Here is an 11,984-nt window from a genome sequence, read left to right on the forward strand (position 1 = left end):
GATACAGGTCTTCATGGCTGCGCGGGGGTGGACGGCAGTCGAGACGTGAGAATGAACCCCTTTAACCAAACGCCTTCTAAGATGATTCAGTCTATCGGAGGCACATTGTGGCCAAAATCATCACTGAAGATACCCGCCTTCAACAGGCGTGCACGGCTGACGTCTTGTTATTTGGTACACCGAAAGATCGTCTGGACTTCTATCGCAGAGAAATTCAGTACGAAACCAGCCTGCTCTCAAATAGGACGAACGCCTATTTAACGGCGCAGTCGTTCCTGGTCATTGCGTTTGCATCGTCAATGGCCAATCTCAATCCTGAGTGGGGAGAGCTGTTCACACTGGTGGTGCCAAGCTTGATGGCCGTTCTGGGCATCTTTAGCTCATTGCATGCCTGGCCAGGGTTTCGGGCTTCGTATGTGATTATTGATCACTGGCATTTCAAACAAAGCCATTTGCTGCGAAGTGACCCGGTGATGGGTAAAGCCTACGATGACTCGCCCTTGTTTAACGAAAAGGAATCCAGCCAGAAGGGCTATCGAAAGTCGCTCATGTTCTCAATGAGAACACCTTGGCTATTTGTGATTTTCTGGCTGCTTCTCGCCAGTTTTTGCATCTATGTGCAGCTCGCTAACGCCAGTCAGTGAGCTTGATGGGCGCGGTGCAAGCCCCGACCACGCCGGGGCCTGACCGGGCAGATCAGAAGACCATGCCGACCTTCACGCCGAACTCGTCACGCTTGAGTTTGGTGTTGTCAGCAACCGGTGAGTCCTCGTCGATCTTGTACTCGGTACGGGTGTAGTACACGCCCGCCTGGATCGGCAGATCGCCTTGCTGATTCATCAGCAGCGACACTTCAGCGTAAGGGTTGGTGCGGTCTTTCATGTCGACGGTGTCGCTGCCGAAGTTTTTAACTTTGACCTTGGCTCGGCCATCGAGGGTCTGGCGGGCACCCACTTCAACGCGCAGGGTCGAGGTGTCGAACTGGTGGTTGTAACCCAGAGCGGCCTTGGCGAACGGCGATTTGTAGGTCAGTTTGGTGTCGATATCGTTGATCTCTGGCTCGAAACGGGTCCAGGTGTAACCGCCACCCACGATTACGTCGACAAAGTTGCGCGCATCCAGCGCGGCACGCCAGCCAAGGTCGAGGTCAGCCTGGGCTTCCTTGAGCTTGTTGCCATCCTTCTTGCTGTATTTGGCTTCGCCACCCAACTGGTAGATGAAACCCGATTCAGCGGTCATTTTGTTGCCATAGTTGGCAAAAACGCCGCCTTGGCCCATGTGTTCCTTGTCGGATCTGCTGCCGCCTTCGAATTTGAAGTCTGTGTAGGAACCCAGCAAGCCCACGTTGAACAGCGGGTCGGTGCTTGGAGCGGCCATCACTGCCAGCGGAGCGCTGAAAAGCGCCAGGGCGCAGGAGTGACGTAGCAGTTTTTTTGTAAACATTCGCAAGAGTCTCCATGACTTGAAAAATATCGAACGAGCGTTTCGATAAAGCGTCATTGAGAAAGTTCAAACATAGTGCGGGGTGTTATAAATTGTCTGAATCAGGCCGGTGAACTTCGTTGTCAATCAATCGGAGTCATGCGCGCTGGGTATTAGAGCGTTAGCGATAAATACGAATTTTCTGCCAGCTCACCTTGCTGTAAAAAGTCCCGGTGTCGCCCAGCAGGGCATACCGGGTTGCCCGATAGGCCGATGTAAACTTTGAACAGTGCAAGCCCCGGATCTTTTTATAAGCCCATGACCAGCCGCGTTTGCTTTTATTCTCCATAGCCTTAGCCTCACACAAGGAGCATCTATTGTTGTTAGATGCTAGCGACGAAAGATGACACTTGCGGGTGCGCAGATAAGCCAAATAGGCTTATTAAAAGTCGTAAGTTACGTGCTTTGTTATTTATCGTCGGGCTGTGTCGAGTACTAATCAGCGTTTACGCTTTGGTTGTTTTACTTACACTCGGATGGCGAGTCAATACGCGAACTCTGGCAACTTGGGCCGTTTAATTGGCGGGCAGAGGGATTTGCGGCTATAGAGGTCTACCCTCCGGCACCATCAGACCGCCAAGATGTCACTGCTGATCGCGACAGTCTGCGGCTTTGCGGGCGATTCGCTTGGCCGGGCCTGGTGTCTATGGTTGCGGCAGGCAAGCGTTAAACGTTAAATTTTGTCAGTTATTAGCGCCCTGTATCGGAGATTAAACATCGGTAAATATGTTCTCTTTTGGCCAGCGTATTTCCAGGTATTCGCTCAGGTAACTGATAAAAGCTTTAACTTTTGGCGTCATGGCAGCCCGGTCTTGAACGCAGGCATAAATGTCCAGAGGCTTGGTGTATGACTCAGTCGGTGAATGGCTGTGTTGAAGCAGCGGAATAAGCTGACCCGATTCGATATAAGGTGCGGCGATGTACTCTGCCAGTCGCGCAATACCGGCGCCATGGGCAGCCATTTGTGCAAGTGCGTCAATGTCGTCACTGGTGGCCGTAACATTAAGCGCTGCATAACTGTGCTGGCCATTGTTGATAAACCCCCAGCGCAGAAAGCGACCATCCAGAGGGTAGCGAAAACTCAGGCAGGCGTGATGTTGCAGGTCGTCGGGGGAAGCCGGCCAGCCCGCACGTTCTAGGTAAGCCGGTGAGGCGCAGACAATAAAAGGCACCGAGACGATTTTGCGGGCAATGATCCCGTCTTCCAGTTGCGGCTTGATTCTCAGGCTCAGGTCAATGCCGCTGTGGATGTGGCTGATTTTGTTGTCAGTGATGTTCAGTTCCAGGGTCAGACGCGGGTAGCGCGTGGCAAAGCCCGCGACCAACGGGGCGACGACATGCCGCCCGAAAGCGGAAGTCGATGCGATGCTCAACCGTCCTTGCAGTTCGCTGTCGCTGTGGCTGATGGCCCGGTGTGCCAGCTCCACATCCGTGACGATGCGCTGCACTTTGTTGTAGTAAAGGGCTCCGTCCTCGGTCAGCGCCATGCTTCGGGTGGTGCGTTGCAGCAAACGCGTGCCCAAGTGTGCTTCCAGACGGTTGATGGTCTGGCTGACGGCGGCGGCACTGAGGCCGAGATTTTTCGCCGCGCCTGCAATCGATCCGGCTTCAACTACTTTGATAAAACTGTTAATCGCAGCAAACAGATCCATGTTTTGATCCTCGACGGGCCGTATTCGTAAGATCTGCTTTATAAACAAACTAGAAATGGCCGTCTAGTTGCGTGTTTTTGATCTTGTTAAGGTGCGCCATCCACTGCTTTCAGGATTAAAGGGCCACACATGAACGCTAAAAGCACTTCAAACACCTTGATTTCAAGCCGCCTAAAGTTCTCGGTGCGTGCAACGCCCTATGTATTCGCGTTGTACATGTCCACGATCATGGCCTTTTTAATGTCGCTGGTGATTACTGCTGCGAATACGGGTATCGATGCGGATTACCTGAACAACACATTGCAGGCTTATAAGTTGGCCATGCCTGCCGCCTTCCTGTGCATCCTTGTGGTGCGCCCCATCGTGATCAAACTGGTGGCCATGACGGTTCATCCGCATCGCTAAGCGGGGCGGCTTTTACAGCCAGTATTTGGGATAGCTGCCTTTGCTGCGTGCGTTGTTAAGGCACAAGGCAGTGATCACCACCACCAGCGAGCCTGCCAATACGGGCGTCAGCAAAAAGCTCCACGGGGCACCGGCGGTGATGACCACCAACGGGTTGGCGCCTGCGGGGGCATGCACCGTGCGTGTCTGCTGCATGGCGACCAGCGCCAGCCCGACTGCCAATGCGCAAGCCCACCATTCATTACCCAGGGTGTGCAGCACCACGAGCCCGACCAGTGTCGACACCATGTGCCCGCCAATGATGCTGCGCGGCTGGGCCAGGGGGGAGTCAGGCACGCCAAAGGCCAGCACACAACTAGCGCCAAACGAGGCCATCAGCCAGGGCGTTCCGCTGATCAGGCTAAGCCAGCCGGTGGCGCCGATGGCGATAACCACGCCGACAAACGACATCAGGCTGAAACGCAGATCGGGGGCGGGTGGAGCGCTTGATTTAGGCAGGCGAATAATAGGCATGGGGTTAACTCGGTGAGTAGACAGTGATGAAAAGGATGCCGATCGGTTTACCTGAAAGTCAACCGATCGGTATACACTGGCCGCATTCACTCCAAAGGAATTCGTGATGAGTACTGCAGATGTGATCACCCGGGCGGCCCTCGATTTGTTCTACCGCCAGGGCTTTCATGCCTCGGGGGTCGAGCAACTCAGCCAGATGGCTGGTGTGACCAAGAAAACCCTGTACCGGCATTTTCCGAGCAAGGAGCACGTGGTCGAGGCTGCGCTGCAACTGCGGCACGCCGAGTTCATGGATCAAATGGCGACGGCGGTAGAGGGCGCTGACCAAGTGAACAGGCCCCAGGCCTATATCGACTTCATTATCGGCTGGGTGCAGTCGGCTGATTTCCATGGCTGCGCGTTTATCAATGCTTCGGCTGAATACAGCGCTCAGAGCGCTCCGCCTCATGTCCTGGCCAGTCAACACAAGCAGCAGGTCCTGAATTACCTGCAAGGTATTTGCACGCAGGCAGGCCTGACGCAGCCGTCGGCGGTTGCGATGCAACTCTTTGTGATTGGCGAAGGTCTTATTGTCACTTCCCAGGTCAGTGGACTCGCGCCGGCGATGCTCCCGGCAATACGCGAAATGGTGGCTGTGCTCTGCGCCTCGTCACCCCGTGAATAGCCACGATAAGGGAGCTCAACACGGCATGACGCCGTCTCAAGGAATGATTATGTTGACCAAGACAAAGCAACACAGCGCCCTTATTAGCCTCGCTTTGGCCGGGGCGGTATTGGCTGGCTGCGCCAGCAGCCCTCAGTTCTCGGGGCAATCGGTCACTGATCCGCTGCTGCGCAAGGATGTATATGCAACAGTCGAGCGTTTGTTTTCAGCGGTAACCCAGTGCCGTTCAATCAGCGCCGTTGATAGCCGTATTACCAACATAGATCAGTCACCGAGCGGCGCAGTCCAGAAAGCCGAGGAGACCTGGCGGGTTTCCGGTTGCGGGACGACCGAGGCTTATAAGGTGGTGATGCGGGCAGATGACAAAGGCGAGACTGACTTCTCGGTTTCGCAGCAACGTTAAGTAGCCCCGTCGAGTTCAGGCAAGTCTGCAAAAAGAGAGCGTGAAAAACCTTCTGCTTTTATCGTCTGCGCCTTCTTCAAGGGCTCCCATGTGAAAGGGCAGCAATCTTTAGTGTTGACTGTTAGGCATCATTCTCATGCCATACGCTTTCAGGTCAATGATCAGGCTATCCAGTTGGTGGTAGCGTTTTTGGTGAATGTGCTCCCAGTTGGGACGTTCGATATAGAGCTTGCCTTCTGCATCGGTTTGTAAGGGCGTACGCAGTATTTCCCGGCTGCTTGAACGATGAATCAATTCGGGCCAGTGCTGGTGATCTTTATCGAACAGGAACTGGCCGGTTTCGGGAAGTGTTTGCTCAAGTTGAGATTCGGTTAAGGGAGGCGTTTTAGGGTGTTTGCCAGGTATTTCTACTTCAAGCAAAAAGTCGTTTTTCATAAAAGCGACGTTCGAGCCAATGAAGTCGGTTTTTCCAACATCCCCGCGGTCTACTGATATGCCTCGTTGTGATCCTGGCTCCACGTCTGCCACACGCAGTGAAATTGCGCCCTCCAGTTCTGCGAGTCCGGGCACGCCTTGATGGGCGTTGGCGTGGGTGTTACCGACCAGGGCGATCCACTTATGGCTACCCGTTTGTGCCTGGTGGTTACGGATGATTTGGCTGGCACCGTAGCTAAATAATGTCGGGCGCGCGATATCGGCGGGACCTGCGATACCTTTGGTGTAGTAGCTGGCAACGCAGTCGATGGCGATTATCCTCAGGCCATGCTTTTGAGCGTTGTAGACCAGGTTGCTGAATGAGTAAGGGCTGCTCGCGTCAATGCTATAGCCGTTGTCCAGATCGCGAAGGAAGGTGTTAAGTCTGGGTGAAACCTGGCCTGTTTTCGAGAAAGCATCCAAATGCAGTTGGTGGAGATCCGCCTGTAAATGCTCCAGATACAACGTTTTTACGTCGTTTTTTTTAAACAGATCAAAATGATCAATGATCACCTTTTTACTTGAAACGGCTGAGTGTGCTTCTCCGATAATGACCCCGTTGTATTTCTTATGAAGGGTTGTGAGTATCTCGGGCACACCGGTATCCGGTGCGAAGCCGGGCGAGGGTAAACGTTGTTTTGCAGGCAAGTCTTTGAAGAACGCTTTTGCATCCTTGTACATTTTTAATTGCAACTGATACGCATGAGATCGCGCACTCTCCAGAGAGTCAACCCTGTAGCAGTAGTGTGTAAAGTCAATATCGTTATGGCTTGTCAGCCTGTCCAATGTGTCAGTGAATTCGGGGCTTGCAGCGTATTCGCTGTACCGCACCACCGGTGCATCCGGCAATACCTCTGGCGTGTGCAGTTTTAAGGGTTCCCACAGCTTGGTTTGATCTGCTTGACGGGTTTTGACTTCCCATACATTACTGCTTGCATGGCGTCGTACTTTGTACGTGGAGCGGTGATCACCTGAGTTCAAATGCAAATACCAATGTCTTCCCAACCACCCTTTTTTGACTTCAAAGAGTCGGTCGTCCTGGAGAATAAAATGGTGGGTAGTGTGCGGATAAACACCTTTACTGTCGGGTGTGCCTACGGCTCTAGTGACGGTGTAGATACCTTCGTGAGTAGGGCGGGTCCCATAAACATCAAGCGCTATGACCTCATACTTGTTCAATAATTGATGGATTGTCAGCGGTTGCTTGGCTGAGCCGGTTGTGGGGGCAGAGTCCCAGCGGCCATAAGCAATCTCAAGTGCGCGAGTGCGGTACAGCGCATCAGGCTGGCGTTTATCCAGCGCGTACCAGCTTTGGTTAAGGTTGTCGTATTGGCCATGATGCAGCTTGCCTGCGTTGTCCTTTAAGTAGTGACTGACCTGTTTGGTCGAGGGATCGATGTGTTCATAGACACCTGAGCCAAAGTGGCCGCCTGTGCGTAATGTCATGTCATTGGGGGTCAGTGAGCTGGCCGCTTCAGGGTTAAGACCTGAGCTGCGGGGTGTGGCCCGGTTGCGCAGTGATCGGCCAAAAACCATCGATCCGGCAAAGTCTGAAGCGCCATCGGTGAGGTGAGCCAGCGAGTCTAAAAAATGCAGCATTGCTTCAAGCTTTTCATCACGTTCTAGCGCATCCATCCCGTCTGCCACACTGTAGATAAACCTCATCAACACCAGCGGTAGCATGATTTTGGTCGGCAGGACAAAGCTGATGATGTCAATCACAGTGAGTGCAACGTCTTTGGCGGTTTGCACATTGGTTTCATAGGTAGAGGTTGACTGCTCATCGGCATTGCGTACTGCAAATTGCGCTTCTATGGCGTAAGCCGTTTTTTGAAAATGTTTACTGATGGACTGAAGGTTAATCTTCGCCGCCAGCAAATCATCTATCAGCAACGGTTTGATATAGGGCTGCTTGGCGGGTGTCACGCGGTTTAATACATAACTGCGCAGCGCATCAGAAGACAGCACGCGGCCCAGCTCGTTAAAGGAGTCGACTCTTCGAAACCAGACTTTATCCGGGGCGTTGGGCGTGTAGCACAGCAGGCGCCTGGAAGGGGTTGCCGTTATGACCCAGACGCCCGGCAACGGGTAGCCTTTGAGCATGAGCTCATTCACCTTGATGCGATGGCCAGCCACCAGGGGTCGGTCTTTTTCAATGGGGTAGTTGCGCAGCGCTTCAACCCACGACACTTCCTCTGGCGACAACGTGTTTTCGGTGTTGTCGGTGAGTTGAGCTTCAAGGAGGTCCAGGTTCAATTGCGCGTCGTTGAGCGCGACATAACGTTCTTGACGCCATTGGGCCTGGGCTGACTTGAAGTTAAGCGCGGGCTCGTAAAGCAGTGCATCCTCGATGGTTTTTTTATACGTGGCGCCTATATCCAGTGTTCTTACCAGAGCTTTGAGGTAGGCACTGGTCAGAAAGGGGTGACGCTTACGTTTGTCATCTTCAATTTGAGCCGTCAGGGCAAAAGTGACATCGAGTTTTCCGACATTGTCCAGGGCCAGGTCGCTCAGGGTGCGTCGTGTTGTTTTGTAGGTGAACGTTGGGCCGGTGCGGTGAACGGAGTTCCCGGCTGCATAGCCCGAGGTGCTAAAAGGATAAAACCCCGGGCTTGTGTTAAAGGCCTCGGTGGTCGCGATGATCACGTTGTCGGGGTCAATGTCTGCGTTGTGATCCTTTTGTATCTGTTGCCTGAGACGTGCTCTGGCGTAAGCCAGCAGGCTGTTTTTGCTGCCGCTGGCAAAAAATCCCTGGGTGTCCCGAGTTTGAGCGGCGAGTTGCGCTTGATAAAGCTGTTGGACGGCCATGCGCCACGCCTGTTTACGCGCCTCGGGCGCCTGTTTGAGCCACTCTGGTAACTGGTTTTCAAACAGTCGGGTGTAGCGCGCTTTGAGAATGCCGGCCGGATCAAGGTAGAAACTGGCAGTGAGGGCTTTTTCAAGGTGTTCGCTCAGCGCATCGAGGTCGTACTCAACCTGCTCGGCACGAATGGTTTTCCACACCTCACGGAGGTTGAGCGCTTGTTGCTGGATTAAACCATCGACGAAATGGCTAAACACGTCGCCCTTGATTTCATGGTAACTGAGCGCTGTCAGGTCCAATGCGGCTGCGCGGTCTTTGACAGCGACATAACTTAGCAGCGCGGTACGTTGGTAAGGATCACCGAGCCTGGCCAGCAGTTCTTGACTCAAGGTGTGCAGAGACTCGAATTCCTCGAGGCCGCTGCCGGGTACGTAGAGCACGACCTTGGGCGACGTATCCCCCGAATCGACTGTGCTGTTGTCGACGATGGCCAGCAAGCCTTGCAAAGCGATATTCGGCAAGGGTGGCCTTTTAAAAGCGATCTCATACACGACTCGCGGCGAGGGCTCTTGGCTGTCCAGGCGCTGCCTGGCGCTCGGAAACGCTTGCAGTTGAGCGATTGCGGCATGGCCCTGTGCACTCAAGGTGTTATCAGCCAACCGAAGTTTGCTTTCTGTGACGAGCACATTACGCAAGAACGTGTAGAACCAGTCCTTGGGACTTTGGTCTTGCAGATAACTCAATGGCGACTGCCAAAAGTGCTCAAGTGCGGTCTCTACGTGCTGTTGAAGACGGAAGCAAATGTCATGAACAAATTCTTCGACGTGAACGATATCGATCACCGGGACCACGTCTTCATCGGCCAGGGTATAGGGATGGTTGTAAACCCGGGTTGAGCCCTGTGTATACGTGGGGAATTGCCGGCTGGAAAAACTGAACTCAATGAGCTTGGTGATCGAATGGCTGAGGAGTGCAGGCGTTTGTCCAAGTGTGGCTGGAGCCTCAAGGTTTACATAGAGGTCATCGGTGCAACTGCCTTCAGGCAGACGCGAATGCTTGCTCATCAAGCGGTGATCCAACACCTCACGAAAACCCGGTTGTGCGTCAATCAGTACGCTTAGTTGCTGTGCAGCCTGTTTAAGTTTGGCTATATGGTCCGTCATGTTGAATCTTCCTGTTGATCCGCAAATGGGCAGTGTTGCGCGCGGATGCATCAGGTAATCGCAAGTTCAAAGCGGCGTGGGCCTATATAAATATTTTTGTTGTAAATACATACAGGCAACATGCCCCGGTGGCTTTGCGCTATCAGTCCATGCCATTTTCTGCAGGCCATTCAATAACGCTCTGCTCCTCGTCGGGAACAGGGCGTTTTTTACTGGGGACGAAGGCATATCTGCCAAAGACTGTTTAACTGCATCGAGTAATTTTCGGTCTGCTGATCACGGAGTACCGATTGGCAGGGCTGCTGATTCTTGAACTGCTAAAGGAAGGCTGTCATGAAAGCGCTTACCTACCAGGGGCCAATGGTCGGAAATCTCCACGCCTGTCGTCGATAAACCCACCGATGCCATCATCCGGATTTTGCACACCACCATTTGTGGCACCACCTGGAAAAACTGTGGATCCAGAACGTTAATATTTCAACCGGCCTGGTGAATACCAACACCACCCCGATGCTGTTGAAAACACTGCAGTCGGGCAAGATCGATACCGCGCAACTGATCACCCACCGCTTTGTGTTGGACGACATTCTCAAAGCCTATGAAGTGTTCGGTAATGCTGGCCAGGAAAAAGCCATGAAGGTCATCTTGAGTCAGTTGCTTATATACCTCGGGTGCTGACCTGTAACTTTATATAACTAACGTTCAGTCGATGTTTGATATTCGTCTGTTATTTATAGTTTTTTTATCACTTGTCTAGCGTGCAAAGTTGTCTTTTTAGCGATCACAAAAAGCCGGGGGTGTGGTTTGACAGAACCCATATCCACAACTATGGTCTTTGGCGGCAGAACCAACGTAACTGTCTCATTGATAATAGGGAAATATTCATATGAAGAAGCACATTCTGATGATTGGCGCAGCAAGCCTGCTGGCGATGTCGACACTGGCTCAGGCAGACGCCAAGAAGCCATTGGCGCAGTGGACTTGCGAAGATTTTCTGGCCGTCAATGAAAGCTTCCAGCCTGTCGCTGTCGGCCTGGGTGAAGCCGTTAACAAAAGTGGCAAGGTAGAAGACGCTGTGCTCGATGTTGATGGTGTGGCAAAAGTGACTCCTGAAGTCATCACTGCTTGCCAGCAAGACAAAAAAGCCACCTTCGTGCACAAAATCAAAGATGCCTGGAGCAAGGTCAAAAAAGACGTTTAACGTCTTTTCAGCCTGTACTTTCCCCAAGTACAGGCTGCACCCGCCTGTTAGCTTGAGCCCTTCACCTGCAAAAACTCCCACATCCCACCTGAATTTCCTGAGCGACACGCCCTCTATATAAAGACCTGCTGCCTGGTGCGCAGGGGGGACGTAGTAGACTGCCTGCGTGTTATCTCTTTTTGTTGGGGAATCTTATGTTAATCAGGTCATTAGCCGAGCTTGACCGCATTCGTGACGAGTGCAAGTCCATGGTTACCAAGCGCTCCGCTGTGTCTGCGGGGGCTGCCGCCATTCCCGTTCCGGGGCTGGACCTTGGCACCGACGTGGCGCTGCTGGTGGAGATGCTCCCGGCGATCAACAGTAAATTCGGGCTCACCCCGCAGCAAATCGAGCAGATGGACTCGCGCTCCAAGCGCCTGGTGATCGTGGCGGTCAGCAGCATTGGCAGCGAAGCCATCGGCAAATTCATCAGCCGTACCCTGGTCATGTCGATGCTCAAGAAGATGGGCACCAAGGTGGCGACCAAGTCTGTGGTGCGCTTCGTCCCGTTTGTCGGGCAGGCGGTGGCGGCGGGCATCAGTTTTGGGGTCATGAAGATGGTCGGTAACGGGCATATCGACGATTGCTATGAAGTCTGTCGTCAAGCGTTGCTGGAGGAAGCCCGGCAATCGACGGTCATTGTTATCGGCCCCGAAACGGACGACCAATGACGCGGATTCAGCGCGCTGGCAACAAGATGTGACATTTGAGCGGGCGCGCATGAAGCGTTCACTGGATTAATCGCGAACCGGATCGGCAAACTGCACTCCAACGCTCAGGCTTCCCTGAATTGGAGCAAACCATGATCAGTACGCGACACAGTGCTTTTGGGCTCTTGCTGCTGGCCGCAATCGCCGCCCACGCGTCAGCCCAGTCTCAACCCGACATAGCCAACGGTGGTCATGCCCAACGACCGGCCACCGTGTTGCTGGCGCAGAACACACTTACCCCCGGCGTGGCGCCTTCCAACAACAACGCCATCCGGCGCATCAACCCAAACAGTCGACAAGGCACAGGTCCCGCTCCCGGTCTGATTCGCCCCGGTCAACCTGTGCCTCAAGGGCAAAGGCCGTCGATTGAAAATGGCCAGATCGGCAATGGTTACCCGCGAAACCCACCCGTACCTCAAACCTTGCAGCCAACGGCACCCTCGGTACAGCCCAGGGATGCGCGTTAATCGAAAAA

Annotated in this window: 12 protein-coding genes; 8 read left to right on the forward strand and 4 right to left on the reverse strand. The window is 53.5% G+C overall.

Annotated features, from left to right (window positions below; translation table 11 throughout):
• Nucleotides 1-107 precede the first annotated feature (107 nt).
• Nucleotides 108-644, forward strand: a complete 537-nt coding sequence (locus ACJJU9_RS10845) for a hypothetical protein (protein ID WP_273223486.1) — start codon at nt 108-110, stop codon at nt 642-644.
• 52 nt (nt 645-696) lie between these two features.
• Here the strand turns inward: ACJJU9_RS10845 and ACJJU9_RS10850 are convergent, their stop codons facing one another.
• Together ACJJU9_RS10850 and ACJJU9_RS10855 are read right to left on the reverse strand one after the other, a co-directional pair.
• Entirely contained in the window at nt 697-1,443 is a 747-nt protein-coding gene (locus ACJJU9_RS10850; protein ID WP_048370123.1) for an outer membrane beta-barrel protein, read from the reverse strand.
• A gap of 749 nt (nt 1,444-2,192) precedes the next feature.
• Nucleotides 2,193-3,134 (reverse strand): LysR family transcriptional regulator, encoded by a 942-nt coding sequence (locus ACJJU9_RS10855; protein ID WP_407730698.1) that lies wholly within the window; start codon nt 3,132-3,134, stop codon nt 2,193-2,195.
• 129 nt (nt 3,135-3,263) lie between these two features.
• On the opposite strand from ACJJU9_RS10855, the gene ACJJU9_RS10860 reads away from it, so the two are divergent.
• The gene (locus ACJJU9_RS10860) at nt 3,264-3,539 is read left to right on the forward strand and encodes a DUF2798 domain-containing protein (RefSeq protein WP_153372658.1); all 276 of its coding nucleotides are present in this window, start codon (nt 3,264-3,266) and stop codon (nt 3,537-3,539) included.
• A gap of 12 nt (nt 3,540-3,551) precedes the next feature.
• Here the strand turns inward: ACJJU9_RS10860 and ACJJU9_RS10865 are convergent, their stop codons facing one another.
• Entirely contained in the window at nt 3,552-4,052 is a 501-nt protein-coding gene (locus tag ACJJU9_RS10865) for an HPP family protein (protein ID WP_048387845.1), read from the reverse strand.
• Between the two features lie 106 nt (nt 4,053-4,158).
• On the opposite strand from ACJJU9_RS10865, the gene ACJJU9_RS10870 reads away from it, so the two are divergent.
• Nucleotides 4,159-4,716 carry a TetR/AcrR family transcriptional regulator gene (locus ACJJU9_RS10870; RefSeq protein WP_407730699.1) on the forward strand — a complete coding sequence of 186 codons (558 nt, stop codon included), beginning with the start codon at nt 4,159-4,161 and terminating at the stop codon, nt 4,714-4,716.
• Nucleotides 4,717-4,741: 25 nt separating this feature from the next.
• Complete coding sequence (locus tag ACJJU9_RS10875) at nt 4,742-5,119, forward strand: hypothetical protein (RefSeq protein ID WP_314918467.1); 378 nt, start codon at nt 4,742-4,744, stop codon at nt 5,117-5,119.
• A 108-nt stretch (nt 5,120-5,227) separates the two neighbouring features.
• Here ACJJU9_RS10875 and ACJJU9_RS10880 read toward each other — a convergent pair whose 3' ends face one another.
• The gene (locus ACJJU9_RS10880; protein WP_407730700.1) at nt 5,228-9,559 is read right to left on the reverse strand and encodes a dermonecrotic toxin domain-containing protein; all 4,332 of its coding nucleotides are present in this window, start codon (nt 9,557-9,559) and stop codon (nt 5,228-5,230) included.
• 432 nt (nt 9,560-9,991) lie between these two features.
• On the opposite strand from ACJJU9_RS10880, the gene ACJJU9_RS10885 reads away from it, so the two are divergent.
• The 4 genes from ACJJU9_RS10885 (at nt 9,992) to ACJJU9_RS10900 (ending at nt 11,976) form a co-directional block, all read left to right on the forward strand.
• Entirely contained in the window at nt 9,992-10,237 is a 246-nt protein-coding gene (locus ACJJU9_RS10885; RefSeq protein ID WP_407730701.1) for a hypothetical protein, read from the forward strand.
• A 208-nt stretch (nt 10,238-10,445) separates the two neighbouring features.
• On the forward strand, nt 10,446-10,760 hold the full coding sequence (hdeA, locus tag ACJJU9_RS10890; protein ID WP_048370138.1) for an acid-activated periplasmic chaperone HdeA: 315 nt from the start codon (nt 10,446-10,448) through the stop codon (nt 10,758-10,760).
• A gap of 248 nt (nt 10,761-11,008) precedes the next feature.
• Nucleotides 11,009-11,470, forward strand: a complete 462-nt coding sequence (locus ACJJU9_RS10895) for a hypothetical protein (RefSeq protein ID WP_228385841.1) — start codon at nt 11,009-11,011, stop codon at nt 11,468-11,470.
• A 131-nt stretch (nt 11,471-11,601) separates the two neighbouring features.
• Nucleotides 11,602-11,976: a hypothetical protein gene (locus ACJJU9_RS10900; RefSeq protein WP_407730702.1), complete on the forward strand. Its 375-nt coding sequence runs from the start codon at nt 11,602-11,604 to the stop codon at nt 11,974-11,976.
• Nucleotides 11,977-11,984: the final 8 nt, after the last annotated feature.

The organism is Pseudomonas helleri (assembly GCF_045830615.1).
Classification (GTDB): Bacteria; Pseudomonadota; Gammaproteobacteria; order Pseudomonadales; family Pseudomonadaceae; genus Aquipseudomonas; species Aquipseudomonas helleri.